The following is a 23,942-nucleotide window of genomic DNA, read 5'->3' as shown; positions in this document are numbered from 1 at the left end:
ATCTTTAATTCTCATATTTTGGAATAGATGGTTGAGTCAAAGAAGGCAGTGGATTCCTACATTCTCTTTGTTTTTATTTTTATACCCTGCTGGATGGTTTATTAGTCGTATTTTGTATCTTTTTAATCGTGATATTAGTTCAAACAATTTAAGTATAATAGGAACCATAATAACATTTTTCATGTTTTTGTTTGTTCTACCTGGTTGGGGAAGGACAAGATGGAAAACTAATCATACTTGGTTGTCTTTAGGATTGGATTTTAGGAATAAGTTGCGATCTCTAAAAATATTTTGTAGTGGATTCATTTTTTCATTCTTCCTATTATTAACTTTTTGTCTATTTATTTTTTTGTGCGGATGGATTGATGGGTTTGACAATATAAAACTTGGTGAACTATTAAATGCGATATTATTAATAGTAGGTATTGTTTTTGCTGAAGAGATAGTTTTTCGAGGCTGGCTATTACAAGAGATGGTTCTTTTGTTTGGTTTGAGAAGAGGAATTTTTGTTCAATCTGCAATTTTTAGTCTTGCTCACTATAGGTCTGACATTGGTTTTTTAGCTTTAATTCCTTTTTTAACCGGTCTTTTTCTTTTTGGATTAGTTCTTAATTTAAGACGAGCTATTGATCAAGGATCTTTATGGGGTTGTGTTGGTTTGCATGGGGGATTGGTTGGAACTTGGTATCTTTTGGATTCAGGAATGGTTATTTTTTCTAATGAAACCCCATATTATTTACTTGGACCAAGTAAATATATGGTGAATCCAATTGCAAGTGTTTTTGGGATAATAATTTTGTTAACAACAATATTTTTTCAACGAAGACTTTTTGCAAGTACTGGACGATTTTTAACCTCGACGGTTAATGCTTCATTTAAAGATGAAACTCCATAATCTCTTTCTAATAAATCCATAACGGTTCTACCGAAATCATTTGGATTTATATCAAATGCTTCTAAACAAATCCTTCCAAATTCTTTGCCCATTGGCTCAGGATTCCACAAGAGTTTTCTAGCAGTCCAAGGCATCAAACTCATAGGGTTATATCCTGGCTTTAAAAGACCATTTTTCAGTCCATATTCCTCTAGTAATGTATGAGGTTGAAGTCCTATGAAAAATATAGAAGGCTCGACAATGTCAGCTCCAAAAATATTTTCTAGTTCTCTGTGGTAAGCAACTGTTTGTCTTATTGTCTCTGGACGCTCATCTATAACATTGAAAGAATAATTTACTGACACGTGGTCTTTAAAACCAGCTTTTGCAAGAAGTTCGCAATTTTTTAAAACGGTTTTTAAGTTGTATCCCATTCTCATTTTTCTTACAAGCTCTTGGGAGCCAGAAGTTATTCCTATTTCGAAATAGCTCATACCTGTTAGAACCATTAATTCAGCTAACTCTTCATCTAAATTGTCAGCCCGTATATATGCAGCCCAATGAATATCGTGCAAACCTTCATTGTAAATAGCTCGAAGGATGTCTTTAGCATTTTGAATATGTCCTCTGGAAGGTATGAATTGGGCATCAGTGAACCAAAAGCCACGAACTCCTAGGTTATATAATTGTTTGATTTCTTTTATAACTTCACTTACTGGATTAATTCTGACTTTTTTACCTTCAATGACAGTATAAATGCAATAACAACAGTTATGAGGACAACCTCTCTTGGTTTGTACTCCAATATAGAAGTCACCACCTTCTAAATACCATTTAAACTCAGGCCAAATAGATTCAATATAACTATAGTTGCACGCAGTTTTAGTTATATTATTCGGTTTTTCATGAATGAGTTTTTCTCTAGGTGTATCTCCAACTATGAAACATCTTTCTTCGATGATTGAGTCACCTCTTATTAATTTCTCTATTAATAACTCTCCTTCGCCTAAGGAGATAATGGTACCTTTTGGTAGAGATTTTTTAAGTTGATTATAAAAAACACTAACAGCACCACCTCCAACTATTGCAGTAGCATTTGGCTTGAATTTCTTTGCATATTTTAATCCCTTTTTGATTAATCTCTGGTTCCTCCATATTTCACCATAATGACTCTTCATAAGTTGAAAACCACCCAACGCACCTCGAATCTTTTTTAGAGGATTTTGAGCATAAAAAACTTCAAATGAATTTTGTAATGGATTACCACCTCTTCCATCTACAGGTGCATAAATTTGTATATCTCTCCATGAAAAAACTATTAAAGTAGGATTGAACTTTTTAATGCTATTTATTAATATTCTTTCTACATCAAGTATGGGTAATGATGCTAAATCTAAAATTAATTGTTGAATTTCTGGAAAACATTTATGTATATGATCAGCTAAATAAATTGGTCCAATTGGAAAAATTGGATTACAAGGCAGCCTGACATACAAGACCTTAACCTCTGATTTAGGTCCAAGATTCTTCAATTCAGAAGTTAAATTTGTTGTCATCAGGACATCTAGAAATACCAATAATGATCATTCAGAGATAAACACTAACAATTTGTTGCCCTTTTTGATTGAAAATCGGGGTATTAGTTAAAAGTAAAAAATTATAGTGCTTTAAAAATTTAGTCAAATCATTGATCAGGACATAATTTTTTATTCTTTCTGCAAACTTTAAAATAATGATTTAATTGAAATGCAAAGATTTTTTATATTTTTTAGGTTGTCAACTAGCAATTGATTTAAAAATTCAAAAAGTAGTCCACACTAAGAAGATCAGATTTACTGCTTGGATTATGAATCCTACGATGACTTTGTTCATATACTTGCTCAGTGGTGCTGCTTTAGGAAGTTTAATGCTACTCAGTGGCATTCCTGCTGCGCCTCTTCTTGGATCGATTTTGGCCGCAGGATGCTTGAGCATAAGTGGTCAGTTTGAACCTGCGCAATGGCCTATTGGTACCAAAACGTTACTTGGAATTGGAGTAGGAACCGTAATAGGTACAGGTATTAATCGAGATACTCTCTCAGAGTTGCAAACCCTTTGGAAGCCAGCAGTTTTAATTACTATTACTCTTATCCTGACAGGACTATTTGTTGGCTTTATTGTAGTCCGATTGTTTGGCATCGATCCCTTGATAGCTTTACTAGGTTCTGCACCTGGAGGAACTCTCGGCATGAGTTTGGTGGGAGCTGAGCTCGGGGTTGGTGCTGCAGTTGCAGCAATTCATGCATTTAGATTAATAGCAGTGTTATTAATTACTCCAGCTGTCGTTAAATATTTAGCACCGATCGTTGGAATAAATGTTAATTAGAAATTTATGTAGTCTAAATAAAGTTTATTTTCAATAAACTCTTCTTATTTTATAAGATTTTCCAAACTGATTTTTTCGGTATCTCAGGCGCTTTATATTTATCTAAAGGCTCTGTAGTGCAGATCCGCCACTCTGGAACTCGACATTGGACGTAAGATGGACTTTGGATTAAAACACCTGGATTTTCGTCTTTTTTATATGTGAATCCTCCTTTCCAAGCTCCTCCTTCTTTAAGTGAACCTTTAAACCAGACCCAACAGTTTTCTCTTTCCATTAAAAGAAATCAAAATAGATATAAATAACTTTGTTTTTTCATATTTTGATTACCTTCTTCTGCTTCTGCGTCTCTGTTGCAGTTTACGCTTATATTTTTCTACAGGAGTTTCATGATGACGAAGGCGCTTTAATTCACCAAAGATGCCAGCTTTGGAAACCTGACGTTTAAAACGGCGAAGCGCTGATTCAATGCCTTCGTTTTCTCCAACAGTTACTTGAGTCAAAAAGATTAAAAATTCTATTATTTAATTTTACAGGACGATAAAGCAAATTTTTGTTTTGACCTATTATGGGAGAAAAAGATCTAGAATCTTTATTGAATTATCCAAATAGCTTTCTTCAAGATTTGGCTTTCTAGCCAAATAATTGAGGTTTTCACCTTTTCGGACCATTCATTATTACTTTATCGGTCCGTGAATCAATGACTATTTACATCGGGAATCTTTCTTTTGATGCCGAGATTGAAGATATTGTTGGAGTATTTAGCAGCTATGGAGAAGTAACTAATTGTAAGCTCCCATTAGAAAGGGAAACAGGTAGAAAAAGAGGCTTCGCTTTTGTTGACATGGGTGATGAAGCTCAAGAACAAAAGGCAATTGATGATCTTCAAGATGTTGAATGGATGGGTAGAGCCATAAGGGTTACAAAAGCTAGACCTAAAAATAATTAAATAATTATTTTTTGATTTGCTAACCTTTTTCAGAGAAACTTCTGATCATAGTTTTTGAAAACTTAATTAACTTTAGATTTCAGTCTATTAGCTCTTAAAGCATTTTCTGAAAATAATGCTCTAATGATTAGAAGTTAAGAGCAATGCCTTTTTTAATGGTTTACTCAACAATCCCTTTTTCAACAATCACATTTGGTGGATTTAATCCTTTGGCTGCTATTGCAGGTTTAGTGATCTTTTTTCAGATTTCCCAAATTTACTATTATGGATTACCAGAGAATGAACCTTCAGTTGAGCTTTCTGAATCTGGTTCTTATAGATACCTTCAAAAACAATTTATTGGTGTTCAAATAGTCACTGCTCTTATTGCTGCTTCAGTTATGCTTGCAGGTCCTGACAAAATATTTTTCCCTTTTAAATATTTTTAAATATCAAATAGTTAAAATTGATTTTAGGTTTAGTAAGGCAGCTAATTTAGCTGCCTTTTTACGTATAGAAGTTGAAATTCAACTCCCAAACAATAACTAATTTAAATAGTTAATCTCATTGAATATTTTTGTTGGTTTTGGAATCATCATTTTGTTCATGGTGGACGTCAGACTATAAATTAAAAATATTTAATAGTTTATATTGATCACTTATTATGGAATTCAATCAAGATAAAACTGAAAATTCCAAAGATATAGTGAATAAAAGTGGAAAGGTTTTTATTAGTGAAAATATTGAAAGTCTTAGATACTTGTATCCTAATGGACATCGTTTGACTCATCAAATGAGATGGTTTAAAGGTAGTACTGACAGAGGCTCAAATTTGGATATCGCAGTATAAAAAGATATTGAATATCTACTCTAATTTATTAAAAATAAATGAAAAAAACTAAAAGAAATAAAACAAGTTCTCCTGATCCATACGAGGGTATGGTTAGTTTAGAGAAACTTGATGCTTATGAAAGTTTACTTAAATCTAATGTGCTTAATAAGCAAGATAGTAAATCTATTGAATAATTAATATTCTTTGATAGCTAACAAAAAGAAATGAGTTATTCAATTTGTCATTAAAAAGCCTCCCATTTATAAGGAGGCTTTTTTAAATAGGATTTGAATTTGGGTCTTAGAAGCTAAAATAAGTTTCAGCAACTACCCCAGTGTCATCATCACCAGTACTTGTGTCTTCTACAGTGAAGAATCCAGCTGTAACGGATACATAGTCATTTAGTCCGTAGCTGTAAGAAACTTCGAATCCGGTTGAATCTTCAGAGTCACTGCCATCAATATCAGTTGAATTGTAAGCAGCACTTAATGTTCCAGGTCCAACTTCGTAGTCAACACCAACGAACAAATCAGTTGCATCAGCACCAGTCTCTGGATCAGTTGTGTCATAAGCAACACTGATTGTTGCGGGGATTGACTCAGGGCTGTAGTAGATACCTCCACCGAATGTGTCATATCCAGCTGTACCAGCTTCACCATCGTTGGTCGCGATTACAAGACCACCTCCAAACCCGTCGCCGTCATAGCCAAGAGTGAAAGTTGAAACATCATCACCATCGTCTGCACCAATTCCTACTGTTGAATCAGATCCACCAACAGAAACGAAGCTAACAGAAGCAACTACACCGTTGTCGTTAGAGTATGCAACACCAATTCCAGGACCAGTTTCATTACCAGCCAAAGAGTAAGGCATGCTGCCTAATCTGAAAGCATCTGAGTAAGCAGAAGTTGTTGCTGCAACTACATCATCCTGATCAACTAAAGGACCAGCAGTTACTTCAAGATCTCCAACAGGGAATGCATAAAACAAAGAATGCAATGTAATCGCACCAGTACCACCGACTGAGCTATCCATGCTTGCGAGTGGTCCACTAGCATTACCAGTCTCCATGCCCATATAAAGCATGTCTTCACCAGTAAAACTTGAAGTTACATCAAGGCCATATGCATATTGCATATAAAGCTCTTCTTCTGTATCAGTTGTTCCACCGTCGGCAACAGAACCAATAGTAAAAACAGCACCACCAGAAAGAGATGTAGATGATGAAAATGCAGTATCTGCATTAGCTGCAACTGGAGCCATTAGGCCCAATGCAGCAGGAGCTACCAGCAAACGCTGAAAAAGCTTCATTGTGTCCTCACACAAATTAAGATCAACTTATATTTGCAATAACAAATCTAATTTGATGTAGGTATGAATACATAATCTTCAATTATTTTGTAGTTTCTTATACATTATCAAATATTTTTCTTTAGTTTAAATTTAAAATTACAAAAATTCGTTCCTATTACTTTAAAAATTATTGGAATGAAGTTTAAAAATGAATCTGAAATTATTTATTATTTGATACTTCTTGATAGATTATTAATTTTTTTAGAAAATTAGATTTACTTAATTTGCTTGTTTACTCATTATCTATTGAATGTGCTTCTGGACCTAAAGCTGAGCTAAGCCATTCTGATACGAGCGATGAAACACTCGATAATTTATTAAGGAAAATTCTTTCTTTTAATGTGACTACTTGATTATTTTCTATTCGATTAAGTATGTTTTTAACTCGAATTCTTGTTGTAGTTGAGATCATAAAATTTTTTACTTTTTATAACTAATCAAATTTAAATTAGTCGTTCAATTTGGACGATTTTATAAAATATTTATACTTCAAGATTTTCCTTTCGTATAAAAAATTACAAATATTTTTTTATATCTTTGTTTTAATTTCAACAAATATTTATAAGTTATGGTCGATTTCTCTTATCGAAATATCACTTCAAGCATGGTTATATTGAAATGTATTGGACCAGATAGTTTCTTTCTAGAGAGAGCGATCTTTCCACAAGAAGTTTTTTCCTCTATGGCACCAGAAGGCTCACAGTTAGAGATTTGGGGTATAGAGTCCTATGGGCCAAATTTAGAACAACGTCTTAGAGTATCTTCTTCTAAGAAAGAAGATACAGTTGCAGCATAGGTTTTTTGATGATTTCTAATCAATATTTAAAGTAATAGATATCTTTGAGCAAGCGGTAGTGATTCTGCGGGTGCACAAGTTAAAAGCTCTTCATTTGCAAAAACTTCATATGTTTGAGGGTCCACTTCTATCTTGGGTTTAGCGTCATTGAGCTTCATTGATTGTTTTGATATCGTTCTTGTGTTCTTAACCGCAGCACAAGATCGTTCTAATTGAAGTTGTTTGGGAATGCCAGCGTCTATTGCAGACTCGCTTAAGAAGGTTATGCATGTAGGATTTATTGCTTTTCCAAATGAAGAGAACATTGGTCGACCATGTACTGGTTGAGGAGTAGGGATTGAGGCGTTTGCATCTCCCATTTGAGCCCATGCTATAGATCCTCCTTTAACGACTAAGTCAGGTTTGATTCCAAAAAAACCTGGCTTCCAAAGTACTAAATCTGCCAGTTTCCCAACTTCTATCGAACCCACATGACTATTTATTCCATGAGCGATGGCCGGATTAATTGTTACCTTTGAGATGTACCTTTTAATACGATGATTATCATTTCGCTCGTTATCCTCTGGTAATGGTCCTCTTTGAACTTTCATTTTGTGAGCAGTTTGAAAAGTTCGACTAATAACTTCTCCAACTCTTCCCATGGCCTGAGAATCACTAGCAATAATAGAAAAGGCTCCTAAATCGTGGAGTATGTCCTCAGCAGCAATAGTTTCACGACGTATTCTTGATTCGGCGAATGCAACATCTTCAGGTATTTTGGGATCCAAATGATGGCAAACCATCAACATGTCTAGATGCTCTTCTAATGTATTTAGAGTGAAAGGTCTGGTTGGATTTGTGCTGCTAGGAATAACATTAGATTCTCCACAAATTTTGATAATGTCTGGAGCATGACCACCTCCAGCTCCTTCGGTATGGAAGGTATGAATTGTTCTTCCTTTTATTGCTCGAATTGTATCTTCAACAAAACCAGCTTCATTTAGAGTATCTGTGTGAATGCAAACTTGTACATCTAAATTATCTGCGACAGTAAGGCAAGAATCTATGCAAGCTGGTGTGGTTCCCCAGTCCTCATGAAGTTTTAATCCACAAGCACCTGCTCTAACTTGTTCTTCTAATGCTTCTTTATTAGTAACATTGCCTTTTCCAAAGAATCCCAAATTAACAGGAAATCCTTCTGCTGATTGCAGCATTCTTGATATGTGGAATGCTCCTGGAGTACAGGTTGTTGCATTAGTGCCTGTTGCTGGACCTGTCCCTCCTCCAAGCATTGTAGTAACACCACTAGCTAAAGCAGTCTCTATTTGCTGTGGACAAATAAAATGAATATGACTATCAATACCTCCTGCAGTAATAATATTTCCCTCTCCTGCGATTGCTTCTGTACTCGCTCCTATAAAAATATTTACGCCTTCTTGTGTATCAGGATTTCCCGCTTTCCCAATACCAGAGATTCTTCCATTTTTAATACCAATATCAGCTTTAACAATACCCCACCAATCTAGAATCAGTGCATTGGTGATAACGGTATCTACTACTCCATTGTCTCTACTTAGTTGTGATTGACCCATGCCATCACGAATAACTTTACCTCCACCAAATTTAACTTCGTCTCCATAATGAGTATGGTCTTTTTCAACTTCGAGAATCAAGTCAGTATCTGCAAGTCGAATGCGATCCCCTTTAGTGGGACCATAAGTCTCTGCATAAGCTTGGCGTGAAATTTTGAAAGGCATTTTACTTTTTAAGTGAGGCGTTTATGAGCCCGTTGAATCCAAAAATTTTACGGTCCCCTGAGTATGGAACAAGATTGACTTCTCTTTGATCACCTGGCTCAAATCTAATAGCAGTACCAGCAGGTATGTCTAATCTTTTACCAAGAGAACTTTGACGATCAAAAATTAGACCTTGATTTGATTCAAAAAAATGATAATGAGAGCCTATTTGAATTGGTCGGTCAGACACATTAGAGACTTTTATAGTTGTGATTTCTCTTCCTTTATTCAGTTCTATAAAACCTTCTTCAGGAATAAGTTCTCCAGGAATCAAATAAGACATAATTGTATTTAGTTAATTGGATTATGAAGTGTTACCAGCTTCGTTCCATCTGGAAAAACAGCTTCTATTTGAACTTCATGGATAAGTTCAGGGACACCTTCCATGACTTGTTCTTTTGTTAACCAAGTGGTTCCCTCGTTCATTAAGGTTGAGACACTTTTTCCATCCCTAGCACCTTCAAGCACTTGAAAGCTAAGCCAAGCTACAGATTCAGGATGATTTAATTTTAAACCTCTATTTAATCTTCGCTCTGCCAATAGAGCAGCAGTAACTACAAGTAATTTGTCTTTTTCTTGAGGACTTAAGTACATTTTTTAATAATTAGAACTTCATTTTACTAGCAAAAAAATGCTTAAAAGTTCACGATGGACATTTTTTATCTCTTGATGGATTTTCTTGCATTGGCCAAATCCTCATGTATTCAGGCATGCTTAATTTTCTTAAAATTCTAGTAAGACTCCAAATTCTATAAAACCAAAATCGAGCTGATTGTGTTGATGACCCTGTGTATCTTGCTGAGATACCATTTTCTAGAAGACTACAAGTCATGAATCCCTCAAGTCCAGATCTTTGTTGTCGGCATTTGACTAGTAAATCAGATAGATCTTTTTGGTTTATTCCTTTAGGAGTTATCCAAGTTAAAGATCCAAATACTGGTTGCTCATTTAACCCATGCATCGATTTTAGAGCTTCTCCAGATAGTTCTAAACGATCACTAAATTCATAATGTTTTCCTTTGGTATTTTTCCTAAAGATTTCTAAAGATGATCTCCATACTCCATTACCAAGTTGCTCTTCTGCAGCAGTTCTTCCTAGGCGAACCAAATCAACACATAAAAAGCTTGATGAGGGGTCAACACTAACAGTCATAGTTTGTTCAAACAGCCCTCCTTGATAAATAATTAATTCTTGAGGAATCCACTCAAAGTCAGAATTTTTTTCAATCTGAAATAAACATTTTTGACTCGCCCAGCTCCCTTGTGGATTTAATTTTGACCTACCTCTACTTCCATAAACTTTTTGAGCTGCTACAGAAGAACATATAGCACTGCTATCTTCTTCAGCATTTATATTTATTGTGAGTTGATCTCCTCCAACTATTCCACCAGCACTATGGAGAATTGGTATTTCACATCTTCCATCTTTTTTATCATTAAATACTTTCATTAATTTCAATGGAGCAGTGCATTTCGCCTGATGCATTGTTTTGAGACTATCGATCTCCTTATGACTTGACTTCTTGAAAAGTCTTAGATCACAAGTTCCATGCCATTGAGATTTCATTGAATAATTTTATCGATTTTGCTCATTTAGTATTGAGAAAATAATAAATGTCTTATCTGGTAGATATAAGCTTTAAAATTTAGATCTACAAAGAATTGAAGCTTGTTACACGAATCAATCTATCTCACTGAGAGAATTAGTGCTCGAGGTATAGAACATTGTCTTGTACTTCCTTTGTCTGCAAAAGAGAGGACTCAGCTTCGTGGAAAGCGATCAACTTTAGATGGGATTGATGTTATTTTAAATTTGCCTAGAGGAGGAGGTAGGTTGATACCTGGAGAGGTATTGAAAAGTGAAAATTCACAGGTTTTTGTGAGCATCGAGGCTGCTCAAGAAGATGTAATAAGAATTAGCTCAGAAAATAGATTGCAATTGTTAAAAGCTGCTTATCATTTAGGTAATAGACATGTTGAGATTGAGTTGCATGATAAAGAGTTATATTTACTCAATGATGTAGTTATGAAAAAGATGTTAGAGAGACAAGGTTTTGTAATAGAACGTTTTAAAAGACCTTTTTCTCCTGAGATTGGAGCTTATGAGTAGAGGTTGGATTAACTCCATTTATGAAACTTGAATTTTTACAATTAATAAGTCCATCATTACCAGTTGGAGCTTTTAGTTACTCAGAGGGATTGGAGTGGCTTGTTCAAAATAAAAAAGTATATGACGAGATCAGTCTTTTCAATTGGATTGAAAGTGAACTGTCTAGGGGGCAAATAACAATTGAGGCAAGCTCAATTGCACACATCATGGAAGATTTAGTTGATTGGAGGGATAAGAAAGATGATAAATATAAGTCCCTTATTGAAGAGTGGAATTCTTGGCTTATTTCGCTAAGAGATTCTCCAGAGCTTAGATCTCAACAAACACAAATGGGTGAATCTCTTTTACAGCTTCTTATTGATCTTGATTACCCTCTTCCTAATAATGAAAAGAAATTTATATGGCCGATAGCATGGGCTTGGGCTGGAGTCTGCTGGGATATACCTCAAATTGATTTAGTGGAGGGGTTTTTATATAGTTGGGTTGCTAATCAATTAAGTGCAGCGTTGAGACTATTGTCATTAGGGCCAACAAAAGCTCAACAGCTTCAAAAGAAATCTCTAAAACTTATTAAGTCTCAAGCAAGTTACTTATTGAAAAAGAATCCCAAAGAAATTTGGGTTGGCGATGTCGGCGCTATCATGGCTCAACAGTCGCATGTAGAACTTTATTCAAGATTATTCAGAAGCTAATGGAAAGTAAATTAAGGGTTGGAATAGCCGGTCCAGTTGGATCTGGTAAAACGGCTATTATTCAGAGACTATGTGAAAATCTTAAAGATAAATTAGAGATCGCCGTAGTAACAAATGATATATATACGCAAGAAGATGCAAAATTTTTGACTAATTCAAAAGCTTTAGCGCCAGAACGTATTAAAGGAGTTGAAACTGGAGGATGCCCACATACAGCAATAAGAGAAGATTGTTCTATAAATCGCATTGCTGTTGAAGAGCTAGAACAGAAATTTGAAAATCTAGATTTAGTTTTTGTTGAAAGTGGTGGTGATAATCTTGCTGCAAGCTTTAGTCCTGAGTTAGTAGATTTATGTATTTATATAATTGATGTTGCAGCTGGAGATAAGATTCCAAGGAAAGGAGGACCTGGGATAACACGCTCAGATTTATTAGTGATCAATAAGATTGATCTTGCTGAAATGGTAGGTGCAAGTTTGAAAGTGATGGAGAGAGACACCTTGTTGATGAGGCGAGATCTTCCATGGTGCTTTACAAATACCAAGACAGGAGAGGGACTTAATATCATCGAAGCTTTTTTGTGTAATCAAATACAAAACTTTTGAAGAAGTGTAATTGACGATACCAAAAATTATTTCCGTTCACTGAAATAGTAAAAAAGGTCACATTAGCTACAAAAAGTTGGGTGTTCAGTTGGATACCTTTCGATGACCCCAAGGTGGGCAACCAACTAATTTAGTTAGTAATTCATGAAGCTTTCAAAGCGTATTTTTGCAGGTTTAGCTACTGCCTCATTGGCCGTAACTGTAACTGCTTGTGGTGGATCAGATTCCTCTGGCAACTTTGATGACACCGTAACTGTTGGAATTCTCCATTCTCTATCAGGGACAATGGCAATCTCCGAATCAACTCTTGTTGATACAGAGAAAATGGCTATTGAGGAGATCAATGCAGCTGGTGGTGTAACTGTCGATGGTAAAAGCTATAAAATTGAGTACATCGTTGAAGATGGTGCCTCTGACTGGCCTACTTTTGCTGAGAAGTCTAAGAAGTTAATTGATCAGGATGGAGTACCAGTCGTTTTTGGTGGCTGGACATCTGCAAGTCGTAAGGCAATGCTTCCGGTTTATGAATCTAAAGATGCATTCCTTTACTACCCAATTCAATATGAAGCTCAAGAGTGCTCAAATAATATTTTCTACACCGGAGCGACTCCTAATCAGCAATCCGAGCCTGCTACAGATTTCATGTACAAGCGCTCGCCAGCTGCTGGAGGAGATTTCTTCTTAGTTGGTTCTGATTATGTTTTCCCAAGAACTTCTAATACAATTACTAAAGCTCAAGTTAAGCAACTTGGCGGAAAAGTTGTTGGCGAAGATTACCTTCCTTTGGGTAACACAGAGGTAGCACCTATTATTTCCAAGATAAAAGTTGCTCTTCCTAATGGAGGAATAATTATTAACACATTGAATGGTGACCAAAACGTTGCTTTCTTCAAGCAAATCCAGGACGCAGGCATTACTCCTTCTAATGGTTACTACGTAATGAACTACTCCATTGCGGAAGAAGAGATTAGTACTATTGGACCTGAGTTCCTTGAGGGCCATTATGGTGCTTGGAACTACATGATGTCTATTGATACACCAGCTTCTAAGAAATTTGCTAAGAGCTTTAAGAAGAGATGGGGTAACGATCGTGTTGTCGCTGATCCTCAAGAATCTGCTTATAACATGGTTTATCTATGGAAGCAGGCAGTAGAAGACGCTGGCACATTTGATGACAATGCTGTTAGAGAAGCTTTGGTTGGTCAGACATTCGATGCTCCGCAAGGACCAGTAGAAGTGATGCCTAATCATCATCTATCTCAAACAGTGAGAATCGGTGAAATTAACTCAGAAGGTGGATTTACAATTCTCGAAGAAACAGGAGTAGTCGAACCACAAGCATGGAACCAAAAACATCCAAGTTCTAAAGGTTATGCTTGTGATTGGACTGATCCTAAGAAAGGTGAAAAATACAGATTATGATTCATTTTTGACTTATAAATAGAATCTAGTAAGGGGCCTGCGGGCTCCTTATTTCTTTAAAAATATCAACCAAGTTAGTGCAACTTATTCTTGAAAGCCTCTTTAATGGCGTTGCTATTGGCTCAGTTTTGCTTGTCGCAGCACTGGGACTGGCAATTGTCTTTGGATTAATGGGTGTCATCAATCTGGCTCATGGTGAACTGATGATGCTTGGAGCTTATTCAACATACATAACCCAATTAATTTTCAAACAAGTTTCTTTTTTAAAACCTTTTTATGATTCATATGTAATTGTTGCTATTGGGATTGCTTTTTTAGTTAGTGGAACAGTTGGCATTCTTTTAGAACGAACAGTAATTAGACGTCTCTATGGAAGTCCGCTCGAAACTCTTCTAGCGACATGGGGAGTTAGCCTCATACTTCAACAATTTGTCAGAAGTGTTCCCCTAGCCTATGGAAGTGGACTGGTAATAGCACTTTTCTTTGGCTTGTTTGCACCATTATTTATTTCGGATGACTTACTTCAGGGTGCAAAAGGTAAATTAATAAGGGCCTCAACTTGGGGATTCTCAGCATTATTAGGTGTCGCAACAGGAGGGATTCTATCGTCTTTAGTAAGTAAACTTAGTCGCGCTAGCGCAAGAAATGTTGATGTTACAGCTCCTTCTTGGATGAGAGGGGGAATTGATTTTGTTGGTATTACGTTCCCTAAAACTCGTCTTTTAATAATCCTTATTACCTTAATATCTGTTTTAGTAGTGATTTTCTTTCTTGATAAAACAGCGTGGGGAATGAGAATTCGAGCGGTAACTCAAAATAGACCTATGAGTGATTGTCTAGGTATATCAACAGAAACAGTAGATATTATTACTTTTGGAATTGGTTCTGGTTTGGCTGGTGTCGCAGGAGTGGCGGTTTCACTCCTTGGCTCAGTGGGGCCAAATGTTGGTGGGAATTATATTGTGGGATGTTTTATGGTTGTCGTTCTTGGGGGAGTAGGAAATTTATTAGGAACAATGCTTGCTTCTTTCTCTATTGGAATAATGACAGACTTGATAGGAGCAGGAAGACTACTTACCATTTGGCCTGAGATGCCATCGCCTCTTTATTCAACAATCGATTTTTTCGCGACAACAAGCATGGCTAGAGTAATGATATTTGCTCTAATAGTCATATTCCTTCAATTTAGACCAACTGGGATGTTCCCCCAAAAAGGAAGAATGGTGGAGTCTTGATTTATGAATATTTTTTCTACAAAAAAAAGTTGGATTAACTTAACTATTTGGGTGGTAATTATTGCCTTAATTATTGCTACACCCTCATTTCTTCCTGTTTTTAGATTAAATCTCTTAGGTAGATATCTATCTCTTGCAATAGTTGCGCTTGGAGTTGATTTGATTTGGGGATTTACTGGCATGTTGAGCTTAGGTCAAGGAATCTTTTTTGCTTTAGGAGGATATTGTGCCGCGATGTTCCTCCAATTGAATAGTTCAGGAGAATTTCCAAATGGTATACCAGAGTTTTTTGGATTATATGGAGTCGAAAAACTTCCATTTTTCTGGGAACCTTTTAAAAGTTCAATTTTTACTCTTATTTCCATTTGGTTGCTTCCCGCAATAATCGCTGGTCTTCTTGGTTATTTAGTTTTTAGAAATAGAATAAAAGGTGTTTATTTTTCAATTCTTACACAAGCAGCTCTTTTGGTTTTTTTCAATTTTTTTAATGGACAACAGAAATTGATTAATGGAACAAATGGTTTAAAAACAGATGTGACTCAACTTTTTGGACAAATGGTAGGTTCAGAAATTATGCAAAGATGGTTCTTTTGGATATCGGCGATTTTCGTAATACTTGCATGGTTTTTTGCTAGGTGGATTGTTCGAGATAGATTCGGAAATATCCTCATTGGAATAAGAGATGATGAACCAAGAGTTCGTTTTACTGGATATAACCCAGTAATTTTTAAAACAATAATCTTCTCAATAGCAGGTGGATTAGCTGGCATCTCAGGAGCTTTGTATACAGTTCAATCTGGAATAGTTTCACCTCAGTTTATGACTGTTCCTTTCTCTATAGAAATGGTTATTTGGGTTGCCGTGGGGGGCAGAGGAACTTTGCTAGGAGCAATCCTTGGTGCAGTGTTTATTAATTATGCAAAAAGTTTAGTTAGTGAAGCATTGCCAGCCAGCTGGATGTTTATTCAGGGTGGATTGTTTATTCTTGTTGTAACTGCTCTACCAGAAGGAGTTTTAGGATGGATTAAAAAAGGTGGTCTAAGGAAATTACTTTTCTTAATTGGTATTAATAAAAAACTGGAGACTTATCCAAGTCTTGAAATTAATGAACAAGGTGAGGTTAAGTCATGACATCTCCATTACTAGAGCTGAAAAAAATTTCAGTTAGTTTTGAAGGATTTCTTGCTCTAAGAGATCTTGATCTGGTTTTAAATAAAGGTGATCTCAGAGCAGTTATTGGGCCTAATGGTGCAGGTAAAACAACATTTTTAGATGTAATCACTGGAAAAGTATTGCCGACGCAAGGTGATGTAATTTTTAAAGAAAAATCTTTGATTGGTCAAAAAGAGTTTCGTATAGCGCGTAAGGGGATTGGTAGGAAATTTCAAAGTCCAAGGGTTTTTGAAAATTTATCAGTACAAGAAAATCTGGCTCTAGCAGTTAGTAGAAATAAAACACCTTTATCATTGTTATTGACTCGTTTAAAGGTTAAGAATTTAGAGGAAATTCAACGCTTAATGAGTATTGTCAACCTTCAAACCAAAGCAAATATTAGGGCAGGAGCCCTCTCTCACGGTCAAAAACAATGGCTTGAGATAGCGATGCTGGTTGGACAGGATCCTGATCTTTTACTTGTTGATGAACCTGTAGCTGGCTTGACTGATGAAGAAACAGATTTAACAGCTGATCTTCTTAAATCTTTAGCAGGCGATCATACTGTTTTAGTCATTGATCATGATATGGAGTTTATTCGTAGACTTGATTGTCCTGTTAGTGTTTTACATCAAGGACATGTATTGAAAGAGGGATCTATGAGCGAAATACAAAAAGATCCTCTAGTGATAGAGGTTTATTTAGGAAAGTCTGAGGAGGAAGAAGAATGACTATGCTTCAGGTGAAAGGGTTGAACACCTACTATGGAGAGAGTCATATCCTTCGAGATGTTGATATGAATATCAATCAAGGTGAGATGATTTGTCTTATAGGTCGAAATGGTGTAGGTAAAACAACTCTCCTAAAATCTTTAATTGGTTTATTAACTCCACGGCGTGGAGAGATTATTTTTAATGGAGATTTTGTAAATAGAAAGCCTCCTCATCAAAGAGCTAGGTCTGGAATGGCTTATGTCCCTCAAGGACGAGAAATAATACCTTATTTAACCGTAGAGGAAAATCTTCAACTTGGATTGGAAGCTTTACCAGGAGGCTTGTCAAAGCATAATAAGATTGATGAACTTGTATATGAACTTTTTCCAGTTTTAAAACAGTTTCTAGCTCGTAAAGGAGGAGATTTAAGTGGAGGGCAACAGCAACAACTTGCAATCGCGCGAGCATTACTTGGAAAACCGAAGTTACTTCTACTTGATGAACCAACTGAAGGTATACAACCTAATATCGTTCAAGATATTGAGTCAGCAGTTAAAAGGATAATTCGGGAAACTGGTATTGGAGTTCTATTGGTAGAGCAACATCTGCATTTTGTTAGACAAGCAGATCGTTATTATGCAATGCAACGTGGTGGGATAGTAGCTAATGGTCCAACTAGTGATTTAAGTAAAGCAGTAGTAGAAAAGTTTCTTAGTGTTTAAGTCTATTTTTTTTGCGTAAAAGAAGTTTCTCTTTCTATTTTGTCTTGACAAGTAGAGCACAGAATATGACCTTTCTTTTTCCAAAAAGTTTTTGTTGACCTTTCGATATTTTGTCCACAGCCAAGACATTTGAAGATTGGACTCATCTATTGCTTAATCATTAAATATATAATCTTTGGTTAAATGATTTTTAGTCTGTTGTGATAGATACAATAACTTTTAGGATTAAAAACTTTTATTTTTATAAATGTTACTAATAATACTAATTGCTTTTTGTTAATAATAAAAAGAATTCTTTGATACTTGCTTGATATTTTTAGTCTGTTATAAATAATTTGTATTATTTAAATATATGTCTTTTGAGAGACTAAGTAGGACTGAGATATTGCATGGGAGAATAGCTATGTCAGCTTTATTATTTGTCTTCGTCTTAGGATTAGCATCAAAAATAAATATTTTTTAGAAATATTTTTTATGATAAATTTATTTAAATTAGAATTTAAAATTAGTTAAGCTACCTTCAAAAATAATGAATCTTTTATTCTTTTAATTTTTCCATCTTTCCATAACCAAATAATAGGATCTATAGATTTTGCTTTTTTTAGATCAGGTCTTTTTTCAATGCTTATTGGATCAAATTCGGTGGAAGGTTCAAATCGTTCATCTCTAATTGCCTGGTTGATAACGATACTTCCATCTTTTCCAGATATTGATCTGTGAAATGTGCCTATTGGAATTTGTAGTGCACCCATAAATCTGTGGAGATAGATTATGTGATGAGGTTCGTCCCAAGCAGGATTTAGAAGTGTGAAAGTTCTGTCTCCCTCCAGCACCAGATTATTGTCTATTTGATGATGGTGAACATAATATTGCTCAAAGCCATTTAGATCAGGTGGTGAGGTTGCTCCGCCTCTATGAATAACAACATCACTGCCATTTGAGTTTTTAACACTGGCATCTAAAAATGTTACCTCAGGAGTCTCTCGAAATATATTAACGGGTATAAAATTGAGTTCCATCGAAAACTGTATTTGTTTGAGAGATTACTGGAATAAATATTTGTGATTGTATTAATTCATTCATTTTTTTGGAATTATCTTCTTTTTTAGTGGGATAAAAGGTAGTCAAATATACTGCTAATTGTCAGATATATATTGTTTGATTTGGCTAACAAAGCAATTAATGATACATAAGATTGAATGAAATAACTATAAATTAAATCAATTAAATATGATTCAATTATGACTAAATCAAATTTTAAAGAAAAAAAAGTAATGGTTGATGCAATGATTAAAATGTTTAAAGTTATTCCTGCGACGGCGATAACTTTTTCTAACATAAAAAAAAATTAAACTCATAACTTACGATATATTTTTGCGATATTTTGCTAGCGGATTGTTTTTATTCTCTCATGGCCTTCTGGTTTTAGATCATTTGGGAGTAGGTGCAGCTCTCCATGGACTTGGAGAGATATTTTTTGCTCCTTGGGCTATAAAGCAGAGGGCTTGGGACTTGGTTTTTATAGCTTTTTTATTTGGTGCTTTTGATCTTTGGGGCACTTTGAAGCTAGGGTTTAATTAATATTTTTAAAATATAAATTATTGTTTATTTTAGAAAATGGGGAGGGAGGTCAAAACCCTTCCCAGTAGTGGAGACCTCCCTACAGAAAACTTTGGAACGGGTTTTCTGATACAACTGTTATAAGTAATTAACCTAAAAAAGTTAAGACTTAATTGATACCAAAATAAAAATCAATCAATTTTTTAAATAATTTAAAAAATTATTTAATTAAAGCTTGATTAGGCAGGTTTTTTTTACGTTTAATTTTTTTTAACTCGTGCATTCCTTCTATTTGTTTGTAAACAGATTGAAGTTGATCGCAAATATGCTCGGTATTGTCTATTTTGTACAATCTAAGTAGCATTTTTTCTATTTGTTCTTTGCACTCCATGAAAACATGGCAATCAATTGTTCCAGGCTCATATTGCATGTTAAAGTTTTTAAAAAATAATCTTTACATCCTTGATTAACCTAAATCTGTAATTATTGATTCATTCTAGGAATAAAGATTGGACATACATTTCGTTAATGATTAAAAATAAGTTTATAAATAAAAGTTATATTTAATCGCTAAACATAAATCTCATTTTAAAATATTATTTTGATTTATATTTAGACTTAGCAAGAATAAAGATTTTTGATGCTAAAAAGTTGTTAGCCCATTTCGGCTCTCATAGCTTCATGAATTCTCTTGCTCATTGTCTCGTGACCGCAATACTTCAAGTGAACTGCTTGAGAATTAGGTGAAGATTTGGCCTGACTGTATTTAAGCCCTCTGTAAGTTAGTTCAGCCATTGAAAAAAATGAATTTGTTCAAGTCCCCGTTCCATGGCTTGAATCTAACTGCGACTCATGTTGAGCTGAACGTGGTTTGATAATACACAATACATCCTCAATCTGTTGAAGCTTCTTCAAAAATTATTATCAATTTAGATATGAATTCTTGGTTTTTTTAAAGTAAAAATTGAAATTTGACTGAGTTTTCTTGATGAGAGAATTTTTGAAATCAATTTATTTACTAACTAGCAAGTCTAGAAATGTATGAATCTTGAGAGCCAGCATTTATCCATCCCGTTGCAATTGTTTTTGGCTGAGTTTTGTTGACTCTGCCTCTATGAATATGTGTGAGTCCTGCAGGGAAGATAATCAGTTTTCCTCGTTCAGCTGATTCATGATATTTCTGCCAGTGAAATTCTGTACCTCCTGAATCAACATCATTGCAATACAGAATCCAGGCTAAAACTCTATGAACTGGTTCGGTTGCTTCTTCGCTAATAGTCCAGTCACAGTGCCATTTCTTAAACCCTTCCCCAGGAGCATAACGCTGTAAGTTAAAAATGGGATTAACAAAGAGAGATTTTTCTGGAGCGCATTCGCTAAAAAGTGGTCGCTCTTGAAGGTATTTTTGAAGGCCAGCATTGACTCCTCTTATTATAACTTCAGACAAAGCAAATGATTCTGGATCAGTTCGATCTATTGCTACAAGGCTGATATCAGTAGAAATTTTTGCAGGCTCTGAATCATTATTTGCCCCACTATTGAAGGCGATTCCATTGCGATGCAAGTCTGTGCGACGATCGAAAAATGACATCACACCATCTGCAACAGATTCAAAACCTTTATTTCTATAACTAGCTATTAAATTCATAGAATGTTTTTAAGGATTTTTGATCTCTGGATACTTTAAATCGCATGAAAGTACAATTTCAATGAAAATCCTATATTGACTATTGCTCTCTCAATGTTGGCTAGTGTCTATTGTTAATTTAGATGAAGTTGTCTAATTAAAAGGTTGTAAATTAAGCTATAGCCTTGTCTTTTAGAGATCTTAAATACCTCTTTCTTTGACCGCTACCTTCTACTTCAAAATGCCAAGTTTGTTTTTTTTTGTCGGCTTTTTTTAAGTTAACGCAAGGATTGCTAGTGCTTAACTTCTTCTTAATCGGTGTATTCATTGGACTATTAAAGCACATTCTCTAATTCTTTATGGTTCGGTCGTTACTTTTTCTTCTCGTGAATAGCTAAAAAAAAAGAGGCTCACTTGAACCCCTCCTGGAAATTTAAAATAATTTTGATTTTAACTAAGCAATGCCTCGGTTTTTATACGGGTCATCTCTAAAAGGCTGTGCCTCAATATTTGGAGGTGAGTTATCTTTATAAGGATGAAATAGAGCATTGCCCATTGAAATGAGTAATTCTTGAAGCCAGAGAATTGTTTTTTTCATTGAGTCCTCTAGTAGGATATAACCATATATAAGTTATGTGGAATATTTATACATCAGTAAAAACTCCTCTTATTGAATTTTCATTTTCTAGTCAATAGCAATCGAGTATTTATTGGGAGTAAGAGATTCAACTTTATTTGAATTATTGAGGTGTTGTTTTGCTCCGAACCTTAAATTCCCAAACCGTAATTCCTCCATTTGCATTTATTGCAGCCAAGGCACTGTCATCAGGATGCCAAGCGATTTGGCTTACAAGGTTACCTACAAATGCACCACCAACTGGATCACCCTGACCATCTTTTTGGAGAAACCAAGAAAAAACCGAACCATCTCTTGCACCAGAAGCTAGAAGCATTCCGCTATGTGAGAAAGCAAGGCAAGAAATTGGTTCCGTATGAAGCATTAGCTCGCCTGGCACAGTGCCCTCAGGACCATTGCCTTGAAAACTCCAAACTGTTACTCGATCACTACCCCCGGTAGCTAGAACTGTACCAGTTTGATCAAAAGCTAGGTGGCTTGGTTTGCCTGGATATCCTGTCATCTCTGAATCTTCATCAGTTGAACGACGCCAGAAATGAACAGAATTATCCTGACTGCCGCATGCCACTATGTCTCCATCTGGACTAAGCACCATAGATACCAGTGAACCTCTCCATTCCAACTTTTGATTGACGTTGTCGCTAACGACATCAAAAAAAGTGACTTGGCCATAGCATGCTGTTGCTAACTCATTTGAATTAGACCAAGCAATCGCGCTGACAGTACTGGGATGTTCCTCTGATTTCCAGTGCTCTTGACCTTTTTCATCAAAAACATAAACATACTTAGTAAAAACTACTGCTAAGAATTTTCCGTCTTGGGACCACTTGATGTGCTCAACCCATCCTTTCCCAAGTTCTAAATTTTTAGTTGATTTCCCTTCTTGACTTTCCCATATATACACATTTCCATCCTGGCCAGCAGTCGCAAAAGTATTTCCATCTGGATGAATAGACATTGCTAGTAAGCCACCTTTATGTGTGTCTTTTACTTGCCAAATGAGCTTTCCAGATTTCCCCTCAAAAGCGTAAAGCCCACCAGCGACATCACCCACTAAAAAAGTTTTACCTTCTAGTGCCCAGCCGCAGACAATCGCATAGTCGTCAACTTGAGTAGACCAACCTTCATGAAGCATTCCCTTGGGACTAAATGCTTCTATACCAGACATTTGTCAAACTCCCTAATCATTTCTGCTTCATCAAGATTTCTACCGATAAAGACGAGTTGGTTACGGCGAGGTTCATTGCCCCACTCTTTATCAGGTTGGGCGGTGAAGAGCATATGTACTCCTTGAAAAACTATTCGCCGTGACTCTCCCTCATAGCTAATGAATCCTTTCGTGCGGAATATATCCACCCCTTTTTCTGAGAGGAGCCTGCTTAACCACCTATTTAGTTTCTCTGGATCTACATCTCCTACTCGCTCGATAGCAATAGAGCCCACTTCGTCATCATGTTCGTGCTCTGCTACCCAAACTCGTTCAGCTGCTGGAGAAATCTCTGAAAAATTTTGATCACTATTGTTATCTTCAGTAGTTGAGTTTTTTACTTTAGTTATTTTTAAACTGAATTCCTCTGCTGTATGTTGAGTGAATAGACCTATATTCCTTGCCTTGTCAACGTCTATAGGGAAAGACTTAGTACCTGAAGACTGAAGTTGAAGGCTCACATGCTTCCCCACGGGGACTATGTTGCCTGGCTCCAAAGGTTGTTCTGGTTCAGCATATAGTCTTACGCATGATTCAGCACCTGAGTTGAGAGATGTCTCATCCTTGCCTTGGTCTAATAACAGGACAAGAGACATGGTAGGGTCTGGTCCTTCTTCGAGAGTAAGTTCATAGCGACCTTCTTCAAGTGTAAACACGCCGGTCCACTCAAATGGATATTCTGGTTCCAGAAAAGTTGGACGACGCTGAAGTACTTGATCTAGATCAAAAGCACTTAGATTTAGAACAGTATCAATTGAGACGTCTGCTTGCTTACTGCGTATCACACGAGCCATACGATTCATATCGCGTAGCCTTGACTCTAAATTGTCGAGTGATTCATCTGAAACTAGATCAGTTTTATTTAGAACAAGGACGTCAGCGAAAGCAACTTGCTCCGAACTTTCATCACTTCGACCAAGTTGTTGTTCTATATGGGCTGCGTCTACAAGTGTGACTATACCATCGAGTGAAAACTCATCACGGATTTCATCGTCCATGAAGAATGTCTGAGCTACAGGACCAGGATCAGCAAGGCCAGTAGTTTCAACTAATACATAGTCAAATTTGTCTCGCCTCTTCATGAGGTTTCCTAGTACACGAATTAAATCTCCACGTACTGTGCAGCAGATGCAACCATTAGACATCTCGAAGACCTCTTCATCAGCATTGATTACTAATCCTTGATCAATACCAACTTCACCATATTCATTTTCAATAACAGCTATTTTTTTACCGTGTTCTTCGCTTAGAATTCGATTAAGTAGAGTCGTTTTGCCAGATCCTAGAAAACCAGTCAGTATAGTCACCGGTACTTTTTGCTTGGTGCTCATTTTCTTTAA

32 protein-coding genes are annotated in these 23,942 nt (G+C 35.8%); 16 read left to right on the top strand and 16 right to left on the bottom strand.

Annotated elements, in window-relative coordinates:
- The first annotated feature begins 31 nt into the window (after positions 1-31).
- Positions 32-895 (top strand): CPBP family intramembrane glutamic endopeptidase, encoded by an 864-nt coding sequence (locus DNJ73_RS08300; RefSeq protein WP_158467232.1) that lies wholly within the window; start codon positions 32-34, stop codon positions 893-895.
- Here DNJ73_RS08300 and DNJ73_RS08295 read toward each other — a convergent pair.
- On the bottom strand, positions 817-2,430 hold the full coding sequence (locus DNJ73_RS08295; RefSeq protein WP_158467231.1) for a photosystem II high light acclimation radical SAM protein: 1,614 nt from the start codon (positions 2,428-2,430) through the stop codon (positions 817-819). The genes DNJ73_RS08300 and DNJ73_RS08295 overlap by 79 nt on opposite strands.
- Before the next feature lie 290 nt (positions 2,431-2,720).
- On the opposite strand from DNJ73_RS08295, the gene DNJ73_RS08290 reads away from it, so the two are divergent.
- Positions 2,721-3,239, top strand: coding sequence for an AbrB family transcriptional regulator (locus DNJ73_RS08290; RefSeq protein WP_158467275.1), 519 nt, complete (start codon positions 2,721-2,723; stop codon positions 3,237-3,239).
- A gap of 49 nt (positions 3,240-3,288) precedes the next feature.
- Here DNJ73_RS08290 and DNJ73_RS08285 read toward each other — a convergent pair whose 3' ends face one another.
- Together DNJ73_RS08285 and rpsU are read right to left on the bottom strand one after the other, a co-directional pair.
- Positions 3,289-3,513: a hypothetical protein gene (locus DNJ73_RS08285; RefSeq protein WP_158467230.1), complete on the bottom strand. Its 225-nt coding sequence runs from the start codon at positions 3,511-3,513 to the stop codon at positions 3,289-3,291.
- Between the two features lie 49 nt (positions 3,514-3,562).
- Positions 3,563-3,739: a 30S ribosomal protein S21 gene (gene rpsU / locus DNJ73_RS08280; RefSeq protein WP_011295405.1), complete on the bottom strand. Its 177-nt coding sequence runs from the start codon at positions 3,737-3,739 to the stop codon at positions 3,563-3,565.
- 197 nt (positions 3,740-3,936) lie between these two features.
- Between rpsU and DNJ73_RS08275 the strand changes: the two genes are divergently transcribed.
- The 4 genes from DNJ73_RS08275 to DNJ73_RS10085 all read left to right on the top strand — a co-directional run bounded on the left by DNJ73_RS08275 (position 3,937) and on the right by DNJ73_RS10085 (position 5,190).
- Entirely contained in the window at positions 3,937-4,185 is a 249-nt protein-coding gene (locus DNJ73_RS08275) for an RNA recognition motif domain-containing protein (RefSeq protein ID WP_158467229.1), read from the top strand.
- 155 nt (positions 4,186-4,340) lie between these two features.
- Complete coding sequence (locus tag DNJ73_RS08270; RefSeq protein WP_158467228.1) at positions 4,341-4,613, top strand: hypothetical protein; 273 nt, start codon at positions 4,341-4,343, stop codon at positions 4,611-4,613.
- A 215-nt stretch (positions 4,614-4,828) separates the two neighbouring features.
- On the top strand, positions 4,829-5,014 hold the full coding sequence (locus DNJ73_RS08265; RefSeq protein ID WP_158467227.1) for a hypothetical protein: 186 nt from the start codon (positions 4,829-4,831) through the stop codon (positions 5,012-5,014).
- Positions 5,015-5,052: 38 nt separating this feature from the next.
- Entirely contained in the window at positions 5,053-5,190 is a 138-nt protein-coding gene (locus DNJ73_RS10085; protein ID WP_187152633.1) for a hypothetical protein, read from the top strand.
- Between the two features lie 106 nt (positions 5,191-5,296).
- Here the strand turns inward: DNJ73_RS10085 and DNJ73_RS08260 are convergent, their stop codons facing one another.
- Together DNJ73_RS08260 and DNJ73_RS08255 are read right to left on the bottom strand one after the other, a co-directional pair.
- A complete protein-coding gene (locus DNJ73_RS08260; RefSeq protein WP_158467226.1) occupies positions 5,297-6,307 on the bottom strand; it encodes a porin in 1,011 nt (336 codons plus the stop codon).
- A 274-nt stretch (positions 6,308-6,581) separates the two neighbouring features.
- Positions 6,582-6,761: a hypothetical protein gene (locus DNJ73_RS08255; RefSeq protein ID WP_158467225.1), complete on the bottom strand. Its 180-nt coding sequence runs from the start codon at positions 6,759-6,761 to the stop codon at positions 6,582-6,584.
- A gap of 156 nt (positions 6,762-6,917) precedes the next feature.
- Between DNJ73_RS08255 and DNJ73_RS08250 the strand changes: the two genes are divergently transcribed.
- Entirely contained in the window at positions 6,918-7,145 is a 228-nt protein-coding gene (locus tag DNJ73_RS08250; protein WP_158467224.1) for a DUF1830 domain-containing protein, read from the top strand.
- Between the two features lie 26 nt (positions 7,146-7,171).
- Here DNJ73_RS08250 and ureC read toward each other — a convergent pair whose 3' ends face one another.
- From ureC to DNJ73_RS08230, 4 genes are read right to left on the bottom strand one after another with little or no spacing between them, the layout of a single operon-like run.
- Positions 7,172-8,881 carry an urease subunit alpha gene (gene ureC / locus DNJ73_RS08245; RefSeq protein ID WP_158467223.1) on the bottom strand — a complete coding sequence of 570 codons (1,710 nt, stop codon included), beginning with the start codon at positions 8,879-8,881 and terminating at the stop codon, positions 7,172-7,174.
- A 1-nt stretch (position 8,882) separates the two neighbouring features.
- Positions 8,883-9,203 (bottom strand): urease subunit beta, encoded by a 321-nt coding sequence (locus DNJ73_RS08240; RefSeq protein WP_158467222.1) that lies wholly within the window; start codon positions 9,201-9,203, stop codon positions 8,883-8,885.
- An 8-nt stretch (positions 9,204-9,211) separates the two neighbouring features.
- The gene (locus tag DNJ73_RS08235; RefSeq protein ID WP_158467221.1) at positions 9,212-9,514 is read right to left on the bottom strand and encodes an urease subunit gamma; all 303 of its coding nucleotides are present in this window, start codon (positions 9,512-9,514) and stop codon (positions 9,212-9,214) included.
- Between the two features lie 49 nt (positions 9,515-9,563).
- Positions 9,564-10,487, bottom strand: a complete 924-nt coding sequence (locus DNJ73_RS08230) for an urease accessory protein UreD (protein ID WP_158467220.1) — start codon at positions 10,485-10,487, stop codon at positions 9,564-9,566.
- A 102-nt stretch (positions 10,488-10,589) separates the two neighbouring features.
- Here DNJ73_RS08230 and ureE point away from each other — a divergent pair, with 102 nt between their 5' ends.
- From ureE to urtE, 8 genes are all read left to right on the top strand, one after another.
- Positions 10,590-11,030 (top strand): urease accessory protein UreE, encoded by a 441-nt coding sequence (gene ureE / locus DNJ73_RS08225; RefSeq protein WP_158467219.1) that lies wholly within the window; start codon positions 10,590-10,592, stop codon positions 11,028-11,030.
- Between the two features lie 20 nt (positions 11,031-11,050).
- Positions 11,051-11,722, top strand: coding sequence for an urease accessory protein UreF (locus DNJ73_RS08220; RefSeq protein WP_158467218.1), 672 nt, complete (start codon positions 11,051-11,053; stop codon positions 11,720-11,722).
- Positions 11,722-12,327 (top strand): urease accessory protein UreG, encoded by a 606-nt coding sequence (gene ureG / locus DNJ73_RS08215; protein ID WP_158467217.1) that lies wholly within the window; start codon positions 11,722-11,724, stop codon positions 12,325-12,327. Before DNJ73_RS08220 ends, ureG begins: the two co-directional genes overlap by 1 nt.
- A 144-nt stretch (positions 12,328-12,471) precedes the next feature.
- Positions 12,472-13,749: an urea ABC transporter substrate-binding protein gene (gene urtA, locus DNJ73_RS08210; RefSeq protein ID WP_158467216.1), complete on the top strand. Its 1,278-nt coding sequence runs from the start codon at positions 12,472-12,474 to the stop codon at positions 13,747-13,749.
- Between the two features lie 77 nt (positions 13,750-13,826).
- A complete protein-coding gene (gene urtB / locus DNJ73_RS08205) occupies positions 13,827-14,984 on the top strand; it encodes an urea ABC transporter permease subunit UrtB (RefSeq protein ID WP_158467215.1) in 1,158 nt (385 codons plus the stop codon).
- A 3-nt stretch (positions 14,985-14,987) separates the two neighbouring features.
- Entirely contained in the window at positions 14,988-16,115 is a 1,128-nt protein-coding gene (gene urtC / locus DNJ73_RS08200) for an urea ABC transporter permease subunit UrtC (RefSeq protein ID WP_158467214.1), read from the top strand.
- The gene (gene urtD, locus DNJ73_RS08195) at positions 16,112-16,867 is read left to right on the top strand and encodes an urea ABC transporter ATP-binding protein UrtD (protein WP_158467213.1); all 756 of its coding nucleotides are present in this window, start codon (positions 16,112-16,114) and stop codon (positions 16,865-16,867) included. Before urtC ends, urtD begins: the two co-directional genes overlap by 4 nt.
- Positions 16,864-17,571, top strand: a complete 708-nt coding sequence (gene urtE / locus DNJ73_RS08190) for an urea ABC transporter ATP-binding subunit UrtE (protein WP_158467212.1) — start codon at positions 16,864-16,866, stop codon at positions 17,569-17,571. The genes urtD and urtE overlap by 4 nt, the downstream gene beginning before the upstream one ends.
- Before the next feature lie 509 nt (positions 17,572-18,080).
- On the opposite strand, the gene DNJ73_RS08185 is transcribed toward urtE, so the two are convergent.
- Positions 18,081-18,590 carry a hemagglutinin gene (locus tag DNJ73_RS08185; protein ID WP_158467211.1) on the bottom strand — a complete coding sequence of 170 codons (510 nt, stop codon included), beginning with the start codon at positions 18,588-18,590 and terminating at the stop codon, positions 18,081-18,083.
- 355 nt (positions 18,591-18,945) lie between these two features.
- On the opposite strand from DNJ73_RS08185, the gene DNJ73_RS08180 reads away from it, so the two are divergent.
- On the top strand, positions 18,946-19,152 hold the full coding sequence (locus DNJ73_RS08180; protein ID WP_158467210.1) for a hypothetical protein: 207 nt from the start codon (positions 18,946-18,948) through the stop codon (positions 19,150-19,152).
- Between the two features lie 199 nt (positions 19,153-19,351).
- On the opposite strand, the gene DNJ73_RS08175 is transcribed toward DNJ73_RS08180, so the two are convergent.
- From DNJ73_RS08175 to DNJ73_RS08160, 6 genes are all read right to left on the bottom strand, one after another.
- A complete protein-coding gene (locus DNJ73_RS08175) occupies positions 19,352-19,561 on the bottom strand; it encodes a hypothetical protein (protein ID WP_158467209.1) in 210 nt (69 codons plus the stop codon).
- Between the two features lie 224 nt (positions 19,562-19,785).
- On the bottom strand, positions 19,786-19,926 hold the full coding sequence (locus DNJ73_RS10080) for a hypothetical protein (protein ID WP_187152632.1): 141 nt from the start codon (positions 19,924-19,926) through the stop codon (positions 19,786-19,788).
- Positions 19,927-20,149: 223 nt separating this feature from the next.
- Positions 20,150-20,779: a 2OG-Fe(II) oxygenase gene (locus DNJ73_RS08170; protein WP_158467208.1), complete on the bottom strand. Its 630-nt coding sequence runs from the start codon at positions 20,777-20,779 to the stop codon at positions 20,150-20,152.
- A gap of 433 nt (positions 20,780-21,212) precedes the next feature.
- Positions 21,213-21,356, bottom strand: a complete 144-nt coding sequence (locus DNJ73_RS10075) for a hypothetical protein (protein ID WP_187152631.1) — start codon at positions 21,354-21,356, stop codon at positions 21,213-21,215.
- Positions 21,357-21,498: 142 nt separating this feature from the next.
- Entirely contained in the window at positions 21,499-22,563 is a 1,065-nt protein-coding gene (locus tag DNJ73_RS08165; RefSeq protein ID WP_158467207.1) for a WD40 repeat domain-containing protein, read from the bottom strand.
- Positions 22,551-23,933: a CobW family GTP-binding protein gene (locus DNJ73_RS08160; RefSeq protein ID WP_158467206.1), complete on the bottom strand. Its 1,383-nt coding sequence runs from the start codon at positions 23,931-23,933 to the stop codon at positions 22,551-22,553. The genes DNJ73_RS08165 and DNJ73_RS08160 overlap by 13 nt, the downstream gene beginning before the upstream one ends.
- Positions 23,934-23,942 lie beyond the last annotated feature (9 nt).

It is taken from the genome of Prochlorococcus marinus XMU1408, from assembly GCF_003208055.1.
Lineage (GTDB): Bacteria > Cyanobacteriota > Cyanobacteriia > PCC-6307 > Cyanobiaceae > Prochlorococcus_B > Prochlorococcus_B marinus_A.
This window is presented reverse-complemented; position numbering and strand designations above follow the sequence as displayed.